The 19,970-nt window shown below is 52.7% G+C and carries 21 protein-coding genes; 13 read left to right on the top strand and 8 right to left on the bottom strand.

Annotated features, from left to right (window positions below; translation table 11 throughout):
- Positions 1–11 precede the first annotated feature (11 nt).
- The 6 genes from AC6I8A_RS09770 to AC6I8A_RS09745 all read left to right on the top strand — a co-directional run bounded on the left by AC6I8A_RS09770 (position 12) and on the right by AC6I8A_RS09745 (position 4,953).
- On the top strand, positions 12–1,067 hold the full coding sequence (locus AC6I8A_RS09770) for an ABC transporter permease (RefSeq protein WP_008104141.1): 1,056 nt from the start codon (positions 12–14) through the stop codon (positions 1,065–1,067).
- 73 nt (positions 1,068–1,140) lie between these two features.
- The gene (locus AC6I8A_RS09765; protein ID WP_007888383.1) at positions 1,141–2,088 is read left to right on the top strand and encodes a D-ribose ABC transporter substrate-binding protein; all 948 of its coding nucleotides are present in this window, start codon (positions 1,141–1,143) and stop codon (positions 2,086–2,088) included.
- Positions 2,089–2,232: 144 nt separating this feature from the next.
- On the top strand, positions 2,233–3,093 hold the full coding sequence (locus tag AC6I8A_RS09760; protein WP_256696461.1) for a DeoR/GlpR family DNA-binding transcription regulator: 861 nt from the start codon (positions 2,233–2,235) through the stop codon (positions 3,091–3,093).
- A 199-nt stretch (positions 3,094–3,292) separates the two neighbouring features.
- On the top strand, positions 3,293–4,024 hold the full coding sequence (locus AC6I8A_RS09755; protein ID WP_256696460.1) for a YoaK family protein: 732 nt from the start codon (positions 3,293–3,295) through the stop codon (positions 4,022–4,024).
- Between the two features lie 192 nt (positions 4,025–4,216).
- Entirely contained in the window at positions 4,217–4,426 is a 210-nt protein-coding gene (locus AC6I8A_RS09750; RefSeq protein ID WP_061718879.1) for a YMGG-like glycine zipper-containing protein, read from the top strand.
- Between the two features lie 95 nt (positions 4,427–4,521).
- Positions 4,522–4,953: a tetratricopeptide repeat protein gene (locus AC6I8A_RS09745; RefSeq protein WP_497818394.1), complete on the top strand. Its 432-nt coding sequence runs from the start codon at positions 4,522–4,524 to the stop codon at positions 4,951–4,953.
- A gap of 323 nt (positions 4,954–5,276) precedes the next feature.
- Here the strand turns inward: AC6I8A_RS09745 and AC6I8A_RS09740 are convergent, their stop codons facing one another.
- Positions 5,277–5,585 (bottom strand): hypothetical protein, encoded by a 309-nt coding sequence (locus AC6I8A_RS09740; protein WP_256696458.1) that lies wholly within the window; start codon positions 5,583–5,585, stop codon positions 5,277–5,279.
- A gap of 125 nt (positions 5,586–5,710) precedes the next feature.
- On the opposite strand from AC6I8A_RS09740, the gene AC6I8A_RS09735 reads away from it, so the two are divergent.
- The 3 genes from AC6I8A_RS09735 (at position 5,711) to AC6I8A_RS09725 (ending at position 8,225) form a co-directional block, all read left to right on the top strand.
- Positions 5,711–5,980, top strand: a complete 270-nt coding sequence (locus tag AC6I8A_RS09735) for a VF530 family protein (protein WP_497818393.1) — start codon at positions 5,711–5,713, stop codon at positions 5,978–5,980.
- 289 nt (positions 5,981–6,269) lie between these two features.
- Positions 6,270–7,700 carry a purine-cytosine permease family protein gene (locus AC6I8A_RS09730; RefSeq protein WP_497818392.1) on the top strand — a complete coding sequence of 477 codons (1,431 nt, stop codon included), beginning with the start codon at positions 6,270–6,272 and terminating at the stop codon, positions 7,698–7,700.
- Positions 7,701–7,820: 120 nt separating this feature from the next.
- On the top strand, positions 7,821–8,225 hold the full coding sequence (locus AC6I8A_RS09725; protein ID WP_154156110.1) for a cupin domain-containing protein: 405 nt from the start codon (positions 7,821–7,823) through the stop codon (positions 8,223–8,225).
- Between the two features lie 46 nt (positions 8,226–8,271).
- On the opposite strand, the gene AC6I8A_RS09720 is transcribed toward AC6I8A_RS09725, so the two are convergent.
- The 5 genes from AC6I8A_RS09720 to AC6I8A_RS09700 form a co-directional block, all read right to left on the bottom strand.
- Entirely contained in the window at positions 8,272–9,390 is a 1,119-nt protein-coding gene (locus AC6I8A_RS09720; RefSeq protein ID WP_497818391.1) for a lactonase family protein, read from the bottom strand.
- A gap of 9 nt (positions 9,391–9,399) precedes the next feature.
- A complete protein-coding gene (locus AC6I8A_RS09715) occupies positions 9,400–10,743 on the bottom strand; it encodes an enolase C-terminal domain-like protein (RefSeq protein ID WP_497818390.1) in 1,344 nt (447 codons plus the stop codon).
- On the bottom strand, positions 10,721–12,073 hold the full coding sequence (locus AC6I8A_RS09710; protein WP_256696453.1) for an MFS transporter: 1,353 nt from the start codon (positions 12,071–12,073) through the stop codon (positions 10,721–10,723). The genes AC6I8A_RS09715 and AC6I8A_RS09710 overlap by 23 nt, the downstream gene beginning before the upstream one ends.
- 197 nt (positions 12,074–12,270) lie before the next feature.
- Positions 12,271–13,506, bottom strand: coding sequence for a type II toxin-antitoxin system HipA family toxin (locus AC6I8A_RS09705; RefSeq protein ID WP_265296742.1), 1,236 nt, complete (start codon positions 13,504–13,506; stop codon positions 12,271–12,273).
- Positions 13,496–13,747, bottom strand: coding sequence for a helix-turn-helix domain-containing protein (locus AC6I8A_RS09700; protein WP_256696451.1), 252 nt, complete (start codon positions 13,745–13,747; stop codon positions 13,496–13,498). The genes AC6I8A_RS09705 and AC6I8A_RS09700 overlap by 11 nt, the downstream gene beginning before the upstream one ends.
- 147 nt (positions 13,748–13,894) lie before the next feature.
- Between AC6I8A_RS09700 and curA the strand changes: the two genes are divergently transcribed.
- From curA to AC6I8A_RS09685, 3 genes are all read left to right on the top strand, one after another.
- The gene (gene curA, locus AC6I8A_RS09695) at positions 13,895–14,920 is read left to right on the top strand and encodes an NADPH-dependent curcumin/dihydrocurcumin reductase (protein WP_293796882.1); all 1,026 of its coding nucleotides are present in this window, start codon (positions 13,895–13,897) and stop codon (positions 14,918–14,920) included.
- A gap of 142 nt (positions 14,921–15,062) precedes the next feature.
- Positions 15,063–15,827: a hypothetical protein gene (locus AC6I8A_RS09690; RefSeq protein ID WP_265296746.1), complete on the top strand. Its 765-nt coding sequence runs from the start codon at positions 15,063–15,065 to the stop codon at positions 15,825–15,827.
- 141 nt (positions 15,828–15,968) lie between these two features.
- Positions 15,969–16,709 carry an NADPH-dependent oxidoreductase gene (locus AC6I8A_RS09685; protein WP_497818389.1) on the top strand — a complete coding sequence of 247 codons (741 nt, stop codon included), beginning with the start codon at positions 15,969–15,971 and terminating at the stop codon, positions 16,707–16,709.
- A gap of 38 nt (positions 16,710–16,747) precedes the next feature.
- Here the strand turns inward: AC6I8A_RS09685 and rluF are convergent, their stop codons facing one another.
- Positions 16,748–17,626 carry a 23S rRNA pseudouridine(2604) synthase RluF gene (gene rluF, locus AC6I8A_RS09680; protein WP_256696447.1) on the bottom strand — a complete coding sequence of 293 codons (879 nt, stop codon included), beginning with the start codon at positions 17,624–17,626 and terminating at the stop codon, positions 16,748–16,750.
- 179 nt (positions 17,627–17,805) lie between these two features.
- Here rluF and AC6I8A_RS09675 point away from each other — a divergent pair, with 179 nt between their 5' ends.
- Positions 17,806–18,543, top strand: a complete 738-nt coding sequence (locus AC6I8A_RS09675; RefSeq protein WP_256696446.1) for an HPP family protein — start codon at positions 17,806–17,808, stop codon at positions 18,541–18,543.
- A gap of 39 nt (positions 18,544–18,582) precedes the next feature.
- Here AC6I8A_RS09675 and AC6I8A_RS09670 read toward each other — a convergent pair whose 3' ends face one another.
- Complete coding sequence (locus AC6I8A_RS09670) at positions 18,583–19,890, bottom strand: IS4 family transposase (protein ID WP_265303508.1); 1,308 nt, start codon at positions 19,888–19,890, stop codon at positions 18,583–18,585.
- Positions 19,891–19,970: the final 80 nt, after the last annotated feature.

Genomic DNA, 19,970 nt, shown 5'->3' with positions numbered 1-19,970 from the left:
GAGCAAAAGGTATGACTGACAGAACCCAAACGCTGGACACGCCGCCGGTGGTGAACAAGAAAAAAAGTGACAAGCAGCTGAATGTGGCGCGCCTGCTGCTGGAAGGGCGCGCGTTTATCGCGCTGCTGGTGATTATCGCTACCTTCTCCATGTTGTCGCCTAACTACTTTACCGGCGCTAACTTCCTCACCATGGCGTCGCACGTGGCGATTTTCGGTTTGCCGGCGATCGGTATGCTGTTGGTGATCCTCAACGGCGGCATTGATTTATCAGTGGGCTCTACGCTTGGTCTCGCCGGGGTAATGGCCGGATTTATGATGCAGGGCATCAACCTCGAAGCGCTCGGCGTGGTGCTCTATTTGCCGGTGTGGGCGGTGGCGATTTTGACGCTGGTGGTCGGTGCGCTGGTGGGATTAGTCAACGGCGTACTGATCGCCTGGTTCCGCGTCCCGGCATTCGTCGCCACGCTTGGCACCATGTATGTGGCGCGCGGCATTGCGCTGCTGATTACTAACGGCCTCACTTACAACAAACTCTCAGGCAGCGAAGCGCTGGGAAATACCGGCTTCGACTGGCTCGGCTTTAATCGCATCTTCAATATCCCGGTTGGCGTGCTGGTGCTGGGTGTGGTGGCGCTGGCGTGTGGTTTCCTGCTCAGCCGCTCGGCGTTTGGCCGCTGGCTGTACGCGTCGGGTGGCAATGAACGCGCGGCCGATCTGTCGGGCGTGCCGGTGAAGCGCATCAAAATCAGCGTCTATGTGTTGTCTGGCGTCTGCGCCGCACTTGCCGGGCTGGTGCTCTCCTCACAGCTCACCTCGGCGGGCCCAACCGCCGGTACCACCTATGAACTGACCGCCATTGCGGCGGTGGTGATCGGTGGCGCGGCGCTGACCGGTGGACGCGGCAACGTGCGCGGTACGCTGCTTGGCGCGTTCGTGATTGGTTTTCTCTCTGATGGCCTGGTGATTATCGGCGTCTCTGCTTACTGGCAGACGGTGTTCACTGGTGCCGTGATCGTGCTGGCGGTATTGCTCAACACTTTGCAATACGGACGGCGCGCTCGCTAACTCACGCGCGCGGTTTCAGCAGCGCGCGGATATCCGTAAAACCTGTACCCCATATAATAACGGAGCACCAACTATGTTTACTAAACGTCTCTTCATCGCGGCCGCGGCTATGGCCATCACCACTTTTGCTGCACCCACCTGGGCAGATAACGGGTTAATGACCATCATCGTTAACGATCCTTCCAACCCTTATTGGCTTACGGAAGGTCAGGTGGCGCAGAAAGCCGCTGAAAAGCTGGGCTACAGCGCCAAAGTCAGTGCGCACAAAGGCGATACCAATACTGAAAGCCAGCTGATTGATACGGCGATCACTAATAAATCGAAAGCGATTATTCTCGACCCGGCTAACGCCGATGGCTCGGTCGGCTCGGTGAAAAAAGCCATCGCCGCCAATATTCCGGTGTTTATCATCAACGCCGAACTGAATCAGAGCGGCCTCGCCAAAGCGCAGCTGGTATCCAACAACGCGCAGGGCGCGGCGGTTGGCGCGATGGAGTGGGTGAAGCAGGTGGGCGATACCGCGAACTATGTCGAGCTGGTTGGCCCGCCGTCAGATAATAACGCCGCCACCCGCGCCAATGGCTTCGACACCGTGCTGACGCAATACCCTACGCTGAAGAAAGTCGGCCAGGAAGTGGCTAACTGGGATCGCACTCAAGGCTTCAACAAAATGCAGTCGCTGCTGCAGGCCAATCCCAATATCAAAGGCGTGATCAGCGGTAATGATGAAATGGCGCTGGGCGCGATCGCTGCCCTGAAAGAAGCCGGCAAGCTGAATCAGATCAAAGTTGGCGGTTTTGACGGTTCACCGGATGCGGTTGACGCGGTGAAAGCCGGTACGCTGGCTTACACCGTAATGCAGCCGGTGGCGCAGTTCGCGCAGAAAGCGGTAGAGCAGGCGGATAGCTTCCTGAAAACCGGGAAAACCGGTGCGGCATCGGAGAAGCAGCTGTTTGACTGCATTCTGATCACCAAGGAGAACGCCGGTAACTTTGCTTCACCGTTTGTGTTGAAGCAGTAAATAACCAAAATCACGTAGGGTCGCCATTTATGGCGACCTGATTATAACGACATGAATATACGATCCGGACAATTTGCCAAAACCCATTTTAAACGCTGTAATGAGTGCCGAACCCGCTTTCCGCTTCACTTTCCCGGATGAAATATGGCCCACAACCCGCAGGACTCTTCCCTTGGCGTATTTATGGCCGAAACCCTACCCAGCGATAGCCGTCAGGCGCGCCAGCTCGCCCGTCGCCAGTTAATCGCCGAAGCGGTGATGGCTGAAGGGGCGATTCGCATCGAAGATATCACCGATCGCTTCGGCATCAGTTTGATGACCGCGCATCGTGATATTGACGAGATGGTCGAACGCGGACTGCTGCATAAATCGCGCGGCGTGGTCTCTGCGACGCCAACCAGCCTGGTTGAATCCAGCGATATCTACCGCGCCACGCGTCAACTGGAAGAGAAGCAGGCGATTGCCGATGTCGCCGCCACCTATCTCGAACCGGGCCAGGCGATTTTCCTCGATGATTCCACCACCGTGCTACAGATGGCGCGGTTACTCTCCGCACGCGCGCCGCTAACGGTAATCACCAATTCACTGACCTTGATGAACGAGCTACGCAACGGCCGCGATATCACGTTGATGGGCTTAGGCGGACAGTTCTATCACTGGTGCAATGCGTTTATGGGCCGTATGACGCGGGATGAAATTGCCAGCCTGCGCGCCGACGTGTTCTTCGTCAGCATGTCTGCGATTATCGACGATGCGGTGTTCCATCAATCTGCTGAAACGGTGGAGACCAAACGCGCGATGTTTGACGCCGCGCAGAAGCGCATTCTGATGATGGATAACACCAAGTTTGAACGTCGCGCGCTGCACCGCTTTGCGCATCTCAGTGAATTCGATGTGGTGATTGTCAATCAGGGCACGCCGGTACCTATTTTGCGTCGTATGCAGGATTTAGGGGTAAATGTAGTGGTCGCCCCAATGAAAATAAATCATTCGGTTGATTCGTAAAAAGAGGGTCACTCTAAATGGCGACCTGGAGATATATGGTATGCCAATCTTTACATTAATTTAAATATATTCCCGCCTCGTTGATTTTTTTACTTTCTTTAATATGTTCAGCGTCTTATTCGGGAATTTCCTGGTCATGTACGCGCCGTAGTGCTCTATGTTTAATATTCGGCCCTGGTTCAGAATGATGAGGTATCTGATGCTGATTAAACTTAAACGCACACGAACGCACGATGAGGACAGGAATCTGGCAATGTGGCTCGCCACCGCAGCCGGCGTGCTCAATGCGATCGCTTTGGGGGCGTTTGGCTTTTTCCCCTCACACATGTCAGGTAATACCTCACAATTATCCAGTGAAGTGTCGAACGTTAACTTTCGCGATATCACCTTTTTAGCCACCATCCTGTTTGCCTTTGTTTGTGGTGCAGTCACGGCGAGAATGGTGGTGATCAGCGGATTAGCCAATGGCAATCGTATTATATTCTGCCAAATATTGTGGGTTGAAGGACTGGCCTTAATCGCGTTATCGCTGTTTGAAATGTTCTTTTATTCATCGGCCAATAACCGGGAAGTTATTGTTATTCTCGGCTTCCTGATGGGCGTACATAATTCAACCTCAACGCAGTTATCCAATGGCCGCGTGCGCTCAACCCATATTACCGGCACCTTAACCGATGCCGGGATTTCACTGGCATCAGTATTAGCGGCGCTGTTCCGACGCGATCCGTCGAAACAACTTTCGGGCCAGAAACGTCAGCTGTGGACGCATCTGACCACCATTTTCTCTTTCCTGATTGGCGGGATTATCGGCCTAATGATGTTTAAACATCTTGGTTTTAAAGCCATGGCGATGGTGGGTGGCTTACTAGTGATTGTTGCCACGTTGGCGATGGTGAGAACGGTGGCGCGCGTAAAGCGGACGGCCTCCTAATCTGATGAGGCGGTGACTTTCTCGCCGCCTCGCTAGTACCAGCACCAAATAGGATTTTTTACCTTCCACCTCAGCGTAAAACACCTTAAATTCACGCCGACGAGCAGTGCCAGTCACAACAGATTGGGTATTTTAACAACAATCAAATAAACAACTTTTGCATGCCATCTATTCATGGCAGTGAGGCTTTGTATGCTTTTAAAACGCAGCTGTAATATCGCTATTGTCGTGCTGGTTATGTTTTCTGTTACCGCTTGTGGCATGTCGCATCGTGGCAGAAATACCGCGATTGGTGCTGGTGTTGGTGCGGTAGGTGGGGCGGTGCTTACCGGTGGCAGCACCTTCGGTACACTGGGCGGTGCGGCAATTGGTGGTTTGATTGGACATGAAGTGAGCCGTTAATTAATACTTACACGCCTAAATAAGGAACTTCATTAATAACGCATTTATGCTACATAGGAGATTATGTTTATTCCTACGATAAAAGAGGCGATGACATGGAGTTCCACCATAAAAGCTGGCAAGAAAAAGCCTTCGATTTAGCCAATCAGGGTATTTCGTTGGATACGTTGGGTGAAAAAGAGGCAGCAGCCTGTTCATGGGCTGCTGCAGCTGAAGTCGCTAAAGCGCATTTGCGAGATAATGATATCTATTATTGGATTATGAGCGGCTACGGCGCGGTATTAATCCAATGTCAGCGCTATCAAGAAGCCATTGAGGCAGCAAAAGAAGCCCTTGAATGGGAAGCGCAACAAAACCAGATTCTTTCACGAATGACGCTCGCGCGTGCACTTTATGCGCTGGGTGCGGGAGATGGTGCAAAATCTTATTTCCAGCAAATTTATGACATGAAAGGTGACGACATCTTTGTGGCATTTTCTGAATTCGAGCCAGCAACACTTCGTGAATTAGTCAGTATCAGGAAATAACCGTAGGGCGATTCTCTCCGGTCATCATCCAGAAAACCCGCAGCACCTGACGAGCGGTACGTTCAAGAGAACGAGCTGTTTCACGCTTTAACAGAGTGTGGTTGAATGATGCCGAGCTTGTGGGGATTTAAAGCTGATTCAGAGACGACATCAGAATTTAGCCGTCACATCCAAAGGGCGTATAATGTATATTATGTTAAATGAACTCTCTGCGCGCGCATTCAAATCACCATCAGCCCATCACCTGCCTTTAATCACCTCAATCAACAACAATCCGTAACCAGCGATAATTCTGGCAACGGACTGTTGAACTAACGATGTCGTTATCTGCGCCCTTTAATCACCGACGCCTTCCAGTTGAAATCGCTGACTTCGCTCTCTTTCAGCGACTCCGGTTTCTTCCTGCGCGTTGGCGTTTTCTTTGCTTTATCAGCCAGCGCTTTCTCTTTGGCCAGTTTCATCGTCATGATTTGCTGACGGGCTTCCGCCGTGAACTCTTTCTCTTTCTTCGCATCCGGCTCTTTGCCGGTGCGCTGGCGATACTTTTCCATCAATCCTTTAAACGCTTCTTCTACTGCAACGCGTTCATTGAGATTGAATTGATCGATGGAAATCATTTTCTTGTCGTTCATAGCGTACCGTCCAATAGTGATTTTCTGGCAACAAGTGTACCGCATTTACCGGCAATGAAGATCGCACCATTGCCGCTGGCGAGGCTTTCTTGTAACCTTTGCCGTCAACATTTTAAGGATTTCCTATGAACGATCATCGCTCCAAAGATCCCTTGCACGGCGTAACGCTTGAGATGCAAATTAATGCGCTGGTCGCCCATTATGGCTGGGCCGAACTGGGCAAGCTTATCAATATCAACTGCTTCAAAAGCGATCCGAGCGTTAAATCGAGCCTGAAGTTTTTACGCCGCACACCTTGGGCACGCGCTGAGGTTGAAGCACTGTATCTGGATTCACTGGATGATTTTGCTGCGGATAAGGCAGATGATTCCGCGCCAAATCCCTGGACGATATAGTTATTGAGGATAAAACAGGCATCGCTACGTCAATTCTCGGCAGTTTCTGCCCTGCTCCTTTCACAGAATTCACGTAGCGACGTCATATCAACTTCCCGATTTTTCCTCCGCTCTGTCACTTCATAACTTCCCAACCTTGCCCGCGTCATCACATTTTCCAATGACCGATCGTATTGTAAGTTTTCATGCTGCATGACAATATCGCTACATGTATATACATGTACCACCAAGAGAAGCCACATCATACTAACAATAATTTCCCATCTTTAGCCGTTTTAGCGAGGAAACTATGTCAGCCGAATCACCTACAGCAGATCACGCCGGCGCAGAAAAACAGCGCCTGTCAGAAACGCGATCCATTGATTACATTCCTCCGAGCGAACGCCACGGACATCCTTTCAGCCAGTTCACCTTGTGGTTTGGCGGCAATTTGCAAATCACCGCCATCGTAACCGGCGCGCTGGCCGTGGTGTTGGGCGGCGATGTGGTGTGGTCGATCATCGGCTTGCTGGTTGGGCAAGTTGTGGGCGCGGCGATCATGTCACTGCATGCCATTCAGGGACCGCGTCTCGGATTGCCGCAAATGATTACCAGCCGCATGCAGTTTGGCGTTTATGGTGCGGTGATTCCATTAGTGTTGGTGTGCATCATGTATGTCGGATTCTCTGCCAGCGGTACGGTGCTAGCTGGACAGGCGCTCGCCAAATTGATCAATACCAGCAATGCGTCAGGCATGATCCTGTTCAGTGCGATTATCGTCGTCATCGCGGTGCTGGGATATCGCGTGATTCACAAGCTCGGTAAAGTGGCCAGCGTGATTGGCGTGCTTGCCTTTATTTACCTGTTTATCACGCTGCTCTCAACCCATGATCTGTCCGCGGTGTGGCAGAATCAGCATTTCACGCTCGCTAACTTCCTGCTTGCGGTTTCGTTGTCGTCGTCATGGCAGATTGCATTTTGTCCGTATGTCTCTGACTATTCGCGCTATTTACCGGCCAACGTCTCAGCCAAAAAACTTTTCAGCTGCGTTTTCTTCGGCACGGTTTTAGGAACGCAGGCTTCGATGACGTTGGGTGTAATTGTCGCGGCGATTGCCGGTAAGGCTTTCTCTGGCAACGAGGTTGGCTATATTGTCAGTTTAGGCAGCAGCGCCACGATGGCGATGGTGATCTACTTCGCGATCTGCTTTGGCAAAATCACTTTCACCACGCTGAATGCTTACGGCAGCTTTATGTCGCTCACCACCATCGTCTCTGGCTTCCGTCAGAAAACCGCATTAAGTCGTGGCGGCCGCATTTTGTTTGTGGTGTTAATGGTGACTATTTCTTGTGTGATTGCGCTGATTAGCGAACCCGCTTTCCTGAAATCCTTCACTCATTTCCTGCTGTTTTTACTGGCTTTTTTTGTGCCATGGAGCGCAATCAGCCTGACCGACTTCTACCTGATCACCAAAGGTAAAGTCGATGTACCGGCGCTTTCCCAGCCCAACGGACGTTACGGTCGCTGGAACTGGGCGGGCATAATTGTCTACTTCTGCGGCGTGCTGGTGCAGTTGCCGTTCATTGATAATCCACTGCATCACGGATCGTTAACCTGGATTTTTGCCGGTAACGATGTATCGTGGATTATTGGCTGGTTTGTCACCGCGCTGCTGTGGTTAGCCGCCAGAAAGTTCGATCGTCGCGGAATGTTAGCGCACTCTGTTTACCCCAATCAGTGACAATGTCACGCACCCTGCATTAATGAATTGCGCTCACAAGTGTTTGCAGCTTTGAGCGCATTATCATTCAGCCATCGCGCCGCTACACTTTAACCATGCTGCACTGACATGGAGATAAAGATGAACGACCAATTTGACGGCAATGGTATCTTCCCGAAAGGGCCTAAAAACGACGCGTTTGCGCAATACTTCACCGGTACCAGCTATCTGAGCATGCTGACGACAGAAGGCGTCAACATCGGCAACGTGGTGTTTGAACCCGGCTGCCGTAATAACTGGCATATCCATCATGGCGGCGGGCAGATTTTGCTGGTGACTGGCGGAACCGGCTGGTATCAGGAGTGGAATCAGCCGGCGCGTCAGTTAGTGGCGGGCGATGTGGTAAACATTCCGGCGGGATTGAAGCATTGGCATGGCGCGTCGGCGGATAGCTGGTTCGCACACATTGCTATCGCAGTACCGGCTGAAGGCGCTTCTAACGAGTGGCTGGAGCCGGTTTCTGACGAGGAATATCAGCAACTGTAAGGTGCGCCTTTTGATAGCGGTCGCCATGAATGGCGACCCTACGGGATTATTTGTAACTTACTACCGTCACCCAATTGGCATCTCCGCCGGCTGGCGCCTCGCCAACGCGTTTCAGCGCCCCGCTTTCCTGATCAATGGCATAGCTGCCGGTAAGCGCACTCTTTTCGCCGCTGGCAATCAGCCAACGTCCGTCAGCGGTAATCGCGATACCGCGCGGCTGCTTCTCGACTTGCCAGCTATCAATCAGCGTCAGTTTGCCGTCGTCTTTATTGATGCGGTATCCGCTGATGGTGCTGCTGGTCCGCTCGCTAACATACAGAAAACGGCCGTCTGGCGTGAGACGAATATCGGCTGCCCAGATGCGCGGCGTGGTGTCGCTGTAGCCCGGCGGTCGCTCTTTACCGTGTTGCAGCTTATATTTCTCAGCGACGGCATTCGGCGTCTCCGCCACTTTCACCAGCTCACCGCTGGCTTCACGACGAAACTGCGTAATGATGCCGCCCATTTCACCGATGTTGTAGAGATAGCGATTATCTGGCGACAACACCGAATGACGCGGTCCGTTCTCTGTCGCCGTTTTAACATAACCGTTGCCCAAGCCCGACAGTTCGCCTACGGCGTTTAGCTTCAATTGCAGCACGCGATCGGTACCGAGATTGCCGACATAAGCGTGTTTTCCGCTCGCATCGACAATCACCGAGTGCGCGGCATGTCCGGTTTTGTAACTACCGACCGGCGGTGCCATCAGCTTGCCATCGTTATTGAGTTGGTAAACGTGCACCACATCGCCGTCGTAGGACGCGCCCAGCAGAAAACGCCCTTGCGGATCCGTGCTGATGTAGGGATAACTGGCCGCAGCGGAGACGGTATTCAATGGGCTGAGATCGCCCGATTTGCTGTCGATGTTCCAGCTCACCAGTTGCAGCGGTTTGCTGCGAATCGCGGCGTACAGATGCTTATGATCGGCGCTCAACGCCATCGGCATCACTTTGCCACCGGCTTGCGTGCGTCCCAACAGTTGTAATGCACCGGTTTGCTCGTTCAGCGCGTAGCGCGCGAGGGTGCCATCATCGGCTTCTGAGACGTAGACAAAAGTTTGCGCCAGTAACGGCGCACTGGCAGCCAACGACGCTAACAGCATCGCCGTGCGTAATATCTTCTTCATGCTGCTTCCTTAGCGTACCAATGACGGACGTTTGGCGTCATAGCGCCAGTTATCGATCAAAAACTGCATCCCCAGCGCATCGTTGCGATTTTTATCCGGCAGCGCGTTGTAGAGCGCATGCGCTTGCTCAACGCGATCCCTATCCAGCTCGATGCCCAATCCCGGTCCTGACGGCAACTCCAGATAACCATCGCGAATTTGCGGCGGTTGACGCGTAAGCTGCTGACCATCCTGCCAAATCCAGTGCGTATCAAAGGCGGTTTGACGATCGCCCGGTGCCGCTGCGCCAAGGTGCGCGACCATCGCCAGAGAAATATCAAAATGGTTATTGGAGTGGCAGCCGGTTGTCAGCCCCCATTCGTTGCACAACTGCGCCACCACGTTGGCGTTACGCATCGTCCAGAAGTGCGGATCGGCGAGCGGGATATCAATGGCATTCAGCTGCAGCGCATGATGCAGCTGGCGCCAGTCATTGGCGATCATATTAGTCGCGACCGGCACGCCGGTCGCGCGGCGAAACTCGGCCAGCGTTTCCCGGCCGGAATAGCCCTGTTCAGCACCGCAAGGATCTTCCAGATACGGTACCTTTCCGGCCAGCTGCTTACCAAAGCGAATTGCCTCATCCAGCGACCAGCTGGCGTTGGGATCGACGGTGACGCGCGCGTCAGGGAAGCGTGCCAGCAGTGCTTCAACCGTTGCCACTTCCACTTCGCCTGCCTGCACGCCGCCTTTCAGCTTAAAATCGCGGAAGCCGTATTGCTCAACCGCAGCTTCGGCAAGTCGCACCACGGCATCGCTGTCCATCGCCGCTTCATGACGCAGACGGAACCAGCCATCTTGCTCATGCTCTCCCGATTGATAGTTCATATTGGTGCGCTGGCGATCGGCGATGTAGAACAAATAGCCCAGCACTGGAATGCGGTCGCGCTGTTTGCCGCTGGCGAGTAGATCCGCTACCGGCAGATTGAACAGCTTGCCCTGCAGATCCAGCAACGCCGCTTCAATCGCGGCGGCGGCGTTATAGAACTTCTCCGGATTCATCTGCGGGATATGAATGTCATTGGTGTGCGAGGTTTGTTGCTGACGCGCCTCGCTGCGAAATAACTGGCTCAGCGTCGCGTTGAGGCGCAGCAGCGAGCTACCTTCGATCAGCGGACGAAACTGTTCCAGCAGCTGCAAGGTGGATGCATGACACGGCGTTTCGCCAACGCCGGTATGCCCGGCGGAATCGGTCAATATCACGATGATGCGCGTGAAATAGCAGTTATGGGCGCCGCCAATGTTCAATAACATGCTGTCGTAACCGGCAACCGGCACGATGCGCATCGATTTAATGACTGGACTGTCTAACATGGTTTCTCTCCGTGTGACCGAATGCGGGTGGAACAGGTTTGCGACGCAGCAGCAAATAGAGGCCGGTAACCACGGACACGCTGGTCAGCGCGTAAAGTCCGCCGGTAGTGCTGCCGGTGTGCATTTCGAGGTAGCCGAATACCGTGGGCGCAAAGAAGCCACCCAGGTTGCCAATCGAGTTGATCAGCGCAATGCCGGGTGCGGCAATCGAGGCGGGTAATTCACTTTGCGGCATCGGCCAGAAGAAGGCCGCGCTGACTTTGGAGCCAATACAGGCCACAATCATCGCCACAAAACCAAACCACGGCGTGCCCAGCGTGGCCATAAAGGTGCCGCACGCGGCGATCAGCATGGCGATGCCGAGCCCTCTATCCAGCTTATCGCGATAGCGGTCGGTGGCTTTGCCCAGTAAAAACAGCGCGACAATGGCGAACAGCCACGGAACGGCGGTCAGCAATCCGGTTTCAAAACTGTTGAAGCCCTGAATACGCTGAATGATCTGCGGAAGCCAGAACACTAACGTGTAGCCGGTCATGGTCATGGTGAAGAAGATCAGGCAGTAAGACAAAAGGCTGCGATCGGTGATCAGGCCCCAGCGGCCGTGTGTCACCGCGTGCTCTTCGCGAGCGGCATCCTCAAGTGCTAACTGCTGCGCCAGCGCCTGCTTCTCCGCGTCGCTGAGCCACTTCGCGCCTTCCGGTTTGGATACCAGCACAAAGGCGGCCAGCAAACCGATCACCATCGATCCGCCGCCTTCCATAAACATCACCCATTTCCAGCCCGCGATGCCGCCAACATCGTGCATCATCAGAATGGCGCCGGTGAGCGGACCGGAAAACAGAAAGGCGCTGGCGGTGGCGCTTAACACCATCGCGGTGGCGCGTCCTCGCCAGGCATTCGGCACCCATTGACGGAAATAGAACAGCACACCAGGAAAAAAGCCGGCTTCCGCCACGCCAAGTAAGAAACGCAGCAGATAGAAATGCAGCGGCGTGCTGACAAAACCGGTAAGTACCACCACCATGCCCCACGTAATCATGATGCGCGTCAGCCACACGCGTGCGCCGAGTTTCTTCAGCATCATGTTGCTCGGCACTTCAAACAGCGCATAGCCGATAAAGAACAGTCCCGCGCCTAAGCCGAAGGCGGCGGCGCTGATGCCCGCATCCGTTTGCAGTTCGGCTTTGACGAAGCCAATGTTTGCCCGGTCAATCTGGTTCACAATTAACATCAGCGCCAGCATCGGAATGATGCGGCGGAAGAACTTGCCGATGGCTGAGGCGATATGCGCGTCATGATCGGGCGAGAGTGCGTATTGTTGTTGTGTCATGCGTCACCTGTAGGGAGAAAAGCATCGCTATAGGTATACGCAGCAGAGTTGGCTCTGGTGTATGTGGCATTGCCCGAGACCGCTTAGGCAAATGCCCTATGATTGTTAAAATTCATGGTGTTATATTAATTCGCGTCGAAAAGTTTACGCTTGGTTTGTGCGCTGGCTCACTACGGGGGAACTCTTAGCTCTACACATCAGAGTAAGGAATCCGTTTTTCGTTTCTTTGTACGTTTAACATCGGTTTTCAAAAAAAGATTATTCGTCGCCACACTGCGTGTCAAAGAACGGGCAATGGACTCTCGCATCTCAGGGAAGTCGGCGTATATTTCATTCCGATTTAAATCATCATTGATGACATCGGCAAACTGTTCCATCACCATGGCTGGTTTGATAATTTTCAATTCCCTTGCAAGTTTAATCAGACTGTCTCTATCCGGAAACTTTTTGCTTTTATTCAACTTTAGGGCCAACTCACCATCGGTAGTTGGATAAATATGTGTATTCACCACATCATATAATGGCGATAATCTTGCGGTGCTACTGTCCGTTGCAGAATATAATAATGAGAAATTTTTTAAATGTGCATCGCCATTTCCCACCATGCAACTAAACAATACATAACGCCAGTAAAGTTCTACCTGAGACTGATCGCGAGTAAAGAGACTGACGATCTTACCACCGGTTTCATATGAGCCATTATATTTGTGATCTGCTGACTTACCCGAAAGCACGCAAAAATCTTCCATCGCTAATCGTTTATCATTCTGAATATCAAAACGTTCCATGATAAACAGCTCTTTGTTATCCGAGAGCCAAAAATCAGCAACGGGTAACCCACACGATCTGGCTAACGACATACAGATAAACTCATTTTCTGCCAGACGCGGAAACTCCTCATCACCTGTTTTAGCTATTAGATTTGGATAAAGAACGGTTCCGCGATTTTCTGTGCTGATCATAACTTTCGGTTGAACACCAGAAATCGAAGTCTGCAATAAATATTTATTTAACAGATATTGAAATGCACTCTCTTTATGATCCCAATGAAGTAAATCATCTAATTTTTCCGGCGCTGGACACGGTAGGTCAATATCACTCTTGTAAGATAACGCACCAATACCGGTATCCTGTTGTAATGCTAAGAACAGCATGTCGCTAACATTACCTACATAACGACGTAATCGCTCGGCAATATGATAACGAACATAGCCTTCCGGAATATTCATCTCAAAAATATTAAATAAGCGGCTGGAATTATAGCTCAGGCGGTTTGCGGGTTGCATGGTCATTGAAGCAGCGTGGACATCAGAACTCGCATAGCTGAAATTATAGCTGCCGTGTTCGTGCAGTAATCTTCCGCTTAATTCCCCACCGCTGTAGACATCAATATGGCGAATTGGCCTGGCAAGTTGATTAAAATCAGTCATCATCAAACAACGTCTCCAATTCATCCATCTGTGGTAAGCCAGCTGACTGCACGGACAACACCAACTGAAGAGCATTAAGATACAAAGTGAGCGCTTTTAGAGAACCTGAATAGACGCCGTTTTCAATCTGTGAAATAACCGTGCGATGGATACCTGCACGTGTCGCGGCGTCGGCTTGAGTCCAACGGTTAGCCCTACGCCTTTCCTGGCATTTGGCTCCTATTGCTTGCAAACCAGGCAACATAAAACCTCCGGTGTTGTTATATAATAACAATTTCTATATTTTTACCAAAATGTTATTATATAGCAACACTTCAACTTCTGCATTAGCGACCCATTATCTTTTCCTCGTCTACACTTGCCTCACGTGAAAATGCTAATAGAGGTAAAAATGTCGCAATCTACTCAACGTAATCAAGCTTGGCTATTAGCCTCACGCCCGCATGGCGAACCGGTAAAAGAGAACTTCCGCCTGGTGGAGCAGCCCATTCCAGAGGTAAAGGACGGTCAAATCCTGCTGCGCACGCTCTATTTATCGCTCGACCCGTATATGCGCGGGCGCATGGATGACAGCAAATCTTACGCTGCGCCAGCAGAACTCGACCAACCGATGGTCGGCGGCACAGTGAGCGAAGTCGTGGAATCTCAACACGCGGATTTCAAACAAGGCGATGTGGTCCTCGCGCAAAGCGGCTGGCAAAGCTATGCGGTTTCGGATGGAAATGGCGTGGCGAAACTGGGCGATCTGCCCCATCCTTCCTGGGCGCTGGGCATTCTCGGTATGCCGGGCTTCACCGCCTATATGGGCTTGATGGATATTGGTCAGCCAAAACAGGGGGAAACCTTAGTGGTTGCCGCCGCTACCGGCCCGGTCGGTGCCACGGTGGGCCAGCTTGGCAAACTCAAAGGTTGTCATGTGGTAGGTGTTGCGGGCGGCGAAGAGAAGTGCCGCTATGCGATTGAGAAACTCGGATTTTCTGCCTGTATCGATCACCATCGTGAAGACTTTGCAGAACAGCTGGCGGCGGCCTGCCCGGACGGCATCGATATCTACTTCGAGAACGTCGGCGGCAAGGTATTCGATGCGGTGTTTCCACTGTTGAATACTGCGGCGCGCGTGCCGGTATGTGGTCTGGTTTCTGGCTACAGCAGCCGCGAATTACCGCCGGGTCCAGATCGCACCCCGCAAATCATGGGCGGCATTCTTAAGCGTCGTATTCGCATGCAGGGCTTTATCATCTTCCAGGATTATGGCGATCGTTACCCTGAATTCCTCAAAGCGATGACGCCGCTGGTGGAACAGCAGAAAATCCACTACCGCGAGCACATGATCGACGGGCTGGAAAACGCGCCGCAGGCGTTTTTCGATATGCTAAAAGGTAAAAACTTCGGTAAAACCGTGGTTAAAGTCAGTTAACGCTTTTCAGGGCGAAAGGGATCTTCGCCTGTTTATGCCGAGTTAAGTAAAGATACTGGTAATCCATACAGATAAGGTTCAGGATGGACGCTCATCCTGGATTAGCACCCACGGCCATTCACCCTCTATCTGAGGGCTCGTAATGAACTTTTATTCGACTGAAACCGTTTGCGCCATTACCGGTGCCAACCGCGCCAATCTACGTCGCTGGTTGCGCGGTGGATTAATTTCTGAGAATCACGTCAATAAGGATTGGAGCCGACATCAGGTTGATGAAGTGCTCGCCATGATGGCATTAACCGCAGGTGGCGCCACGTTGTGGCAAATCTATCAGGGCAGACACTGCGGGCTTGATTACTCGTCGTCTGGTTGGATGGCACGCCGTGGCGATCTGTTACGTCAACTAGAGCTGGGTTCTGACCGTGAACTGACCCGTACCGTACGTAATCTGGCGGGCGATTACAGCAGCGACGATTTCGTCAATGTGCTGTTGAAACCGCTTAATCGCTGGCTGCGTGATGATACCCGTCGTGGCGCATCGCGGCGGTTAACGCGCTTTCATGAGGCGATCGTTCATCACAGCGACTGCGTAAAACGCGCATCAGCCCGTCAGCAGCAGATGCCGTTGTTGTTGGAAGTGGTCAGCGCCGGCGATGAAACTGAAGTGTGGCTGGAAGCCATTCGCCTAACCGGACAAGGATTCTGCGTCGATGTCGATCAAACCTCACAACCGATGCTGTACGGTTCAGAAAGCCGTCACGATCATCACCTGTTGTGGTGCGGTGCCGGCATCAGCCATGAACGCATGACCCAATTCCAGCGCGGATTACGATCCGGTAAACCGGTGATGCTCAGCGGGCCAGATCGCAGCGTTCATCCGGCGGTCGTTGCAGCCAAAGTCGCTTAACCGGTGCTTTATGCACCGGTCTCACCGCTTATCGCATTCCGCACTTTGCTTATTCAAAAGAAGTGGTTAGCCACGGCAACAACGGTTAAGTCCGATCTATCCCTCTTCTGATACGCTCTCGCCTCCCAATCAGGAGGATCCATGAGTTCATTAATCGATATTTTCACCAGTCATAAAAGCGAGCGCAGTTTTACCGACCTTCCCGTTGAGGATGGGGTGCTGGATCGCATCATTTCGGCCGCCTATCGCGCGCCAACCTCGGTGAACTCGCAGCAGGTCTCTTTGGTGGTGACGCGCGATGCTGAGAAACGCGCACAAATCTCACAAATTGCCGGCGGCCAACCGTGGATTGCCAAAGCGCCGGTGTTTATTACTGTGGTGCTGGATATGCATAAATCGCGTCTGGCGATGAACGCGATCGACCGCGAGCAGATCGCCCAGCAGAGCATCGAAAGCATTGTGTCGGGCTCAACTGACGTCGGTATTGCGTTGGGTTCGATCATGGCGGCGGCGCGTGCGGAAGGTTTGGGCATTGTGCCGATTGGCGGTATTCGTCGCGATCCGCAGGCATTAATCAGCTTACTGGATTTGCCGGAATACACCTTCCCGGTGGCGGGCGTGGTGATTGGCCATGTCGATCAGTCTGCGCATCAGAAGCCGCGTCTGCCGCTGGCCACCTTCCGTCATGAAGAGCGCTATCAACGTGATGGACTGGAGCAGCACATCGCCGCCTACAATCAGGAGATGGTGCAGCACTGGAAAAATACTGGACGTGATGATGGCGAGAGCTGGAGCGAAAGCGTCAGCGGTTATTATCACAAGATTTACTTCCCGCACGTGCTGGACGCGCTGAAGAAGCAAGGATTTGGCAACGACAAGTAACTACGTTTCCCCGCGCGCTCTGCGCGGGGAATGAAAAATTAACGCCCTTTCTTCTTACGACCCGGCTGCGCGAAACGCTGGCGATTAGCCGGTTTTGCGCCGACTTTCTCACCTGGCTTAGCGACGGCAACGGGTTTTTTCGCGGCGCTGGCCGGTTTCTTCTTCGCCTGCGTCTTCTGCGTTTTTTGATCTTCGGACGACGAGTCTTCAATCAGTTTGAACAGGTCGATCAGCTCATCATCGGTTAAATCACGCCATTCGCCGAGTGGGATCCCTTTCAGACTGACGTTCATGATGCGCGTACGCTCAAGCTTGGTGACTTCAAAGCCGAAGTGCTTGGTCATGCGACGAATCTGACGATTCAGCCCCTGAACCAGAATGATGCGGAAGACAAAGGTCGACTCTTTTTTAACTTTGCACTTTTTGGTGACGGTGCCGAGCATCGGTACGCCCGCGCCCATTCCGGCAATAAATTCATCGGTAATCGGCTTATCAACGGTAACTACATACTCTTTTTCGTGGTTATTACCGGCACGCAGGATTTTATTCACCAGATCGCCGTGGTTGGTGAGAAAAATCAGTCCCTGAGAATCTTTATCCAGACGACCAATCGGGAACACGCGTTTGCTGTGATTGACGAAATCACCAATGTTGTCACGCTCACCCTCTTCCATGGTGGTGATGATGCCAACCGGTTTGTTCAGCGCAATCAGCACTAAATCTTCTTCGTCACGCGGCTCAATCAGCTGCCCGTTCACTTTGACTTCATCCCCGGCAAACACCTGCGCACCGACGGCAGCGCGTTTACCGTTAATGAAAACGTTGCCTTGCTCGATGTAACGATCGGCATCGCGGCGTGAGCAGATACCGCTCTCGCTGATGTATTTGTTCAGGCGTGTGGATGAGTTAGGCAGCATGGTTCCTCCGAAAAAAAACGGACTATACAGCAACCTTAGGCGTTGGTTAAGCATCGCGACAATCATCAGCATTTCTCTTACCACGATATAACAACACACTAACAATGTGGTTGTTGTCAGCGGATCGATCAGCGACACTTCGCACCCATCGTTTTTTCTTATAACAGAGTGATTCCCTCATGACAAATCAGCCATCGGTGACGTGGATAACCTCCGTGCGCACCTTTCTGGCCCGCCTTTGGCCCCATCCGTTACCGGGAGGCAAAAAGCAGATGGTCATCGCCAGCATTGGCGCGGGATTGGGTTTAATGATGACCAGCCTGATCAGTCACTGGCTGCTGGGCGAAGTAAATCTGTGGTTTGTCGCGCCGATGGGCGCTTCGGCGGTGTTGCTGTTTGGTCTGCCGAACAGTCCGCTGGCGCAGCCGTGGTCAATTGTCGGCGGCAATCTGGTGGCGGGCGTTATCGGTGTTACCACCGCACTGTTTGTTCCCCATCCTGCATTGGCGTGCGGCATCGCAGCCTGTTTGACGATTGCGCTGATGTTTCAACTGCGCTGTCTGCATCCACCAAGTGGCGCGGTAGCGCTGACCGCGATTTTAGGCGGTAACGGCGTCCAGCAGCTGGGTTATCACTTTATTTTGACGCCGGTGTTGTTGAACTCGGTTTGTTTGGCGTTGCTGGCGTTGGTGTTTAATAATCTCGCCGGACGTCGTTATCCGCATCCGCTGGCGGCAACCGAAACCAAAGCATCGCCTGTGGTTATCGACGTACCGATTACGCGTGAAGACCTGCATCAGGCGCTGGAAAGCGGTGAAGTGCTGGATATTGATGAAGATGATTTGCAGCAATTGCTGCAACGCGCCGAAGAGATTGCGATTCTCCGTCAGCGCGGGCAAATGCGGGCATCATCATGAGTGGTCGCCATGAATGGCGTAATGCTCGTCAGTTAAGACTTAATCATGCCGGAACGCATAGCGTTTCGGCTTCTTTTTCACCGCTCGCGGATAATGTCTCGTCCGCCGGGTTGGCAGCACGAAGCTTCCCGCCATCGCCATTATTTCATCTATTATTCTCGGGATTTTTCCCGGCGCTACCGCAGGCAGGAGTCTCAGTTGACCTGTCAGGTACAGTGCCGCCTGCTTAAACCCCAGCTGATAAGGCTCCACGTTTTTCAGGCTATAGGCCATCTGCGCCATCATAAAACGCAGCAGGTTATACGCCAGCGCAACGCCCCATAACTCCTGCTTCACCAGTTCCGGTGTTTTGCTTCTCAGCGTGAGCTCGTTGTTCAACAGATGCTGCTTCATCTCCCGGAAGCCATGTTCTATTTCCCAGCGATGTCCATAAAGATCAACGATATCCCCTCCCGGATATCGCAATGGATCGCACATTGACGTCAGGATTTTCACCACTCTCCCGTTAACCTTTTTGCTTATCAGTCGCGCCGTCAGCGTTTCCGGCACATCTTTCCATTTTTTACGCGCCTGCCACGACAGGTCCAGTTCTATCAGCTCGCTGCCTGAGCCCTGTTTTTGCAGAACACGGTATTTTGCATCGTTGCGCAGAGGTAGCATCCAGTGTCTTTCCACCCCCGAGGTCTGCCAGTAATGCAGGAAGCCGGGCGCATAGAAGCCTTTATCCAGGATCGTTAGCGAGTGATCCGGCGTCTGTCCCACCAGTTGTGCCGCAAGATCAACCTCGCTGGTTTCGGTCACGCTGCCAAAGCTCACGCCCGATAAGAGATGGCTTGTCAGCTCCATCTGGCAGACCATGCGCAGCTGAGGCCAGTCAGACTGACTGTGTGCATTTGCCGTCCGCCCAAAGGCCTTATCGTTTTCCGGCGTATCGGGGGCCCGCCACAGCGTGCCGTCGACCGCCAGCAGTGTCAGGCCGTTCCAGTGTGACAGCGGTGTTTTATCAAACCAGAGCTGGCGTGACTTTTCAAAGACCCGGCGGACCACGTCTTCTCCGAGCCGCTGACGCGCCTGCACAACCGCGCTGGTCGCGACGAATGGGCGCTTGCCCGGCAAAACGATATCCAGATGAGAAACAATCTGGTTCATGGAAAGCGAGCGGAACAGGGCCATGCCGGTAACGGCCCAGACCATCATCTCCATTGGAAGACGGCGTTTTCGCACGGTCACGATACCAGTATCAGCCAGGCATTCGTCGATGAGTTCAGGCGAGAGCAGATCGGAGAGCGCGGAGAACTCTTTGGGCGTAAAGTTAAGAACGGCATCGAGAGCCTGACTGAGTAACATAAAAAAATCCGTAATTCCTGTGAGATTACGGATTTTTGCAGAACTGGAGGATCGTTCAACCGATCATTTCGGGCTTAACT

Source organism: Pantoea sp. X-Soil-ISGK-275 (genome assembly GCF_059730795.1).
Note: the sequence above shows the minus strand (reverse complement) of the source record. Positions and strands in the feature narration are given on the sequence as shown.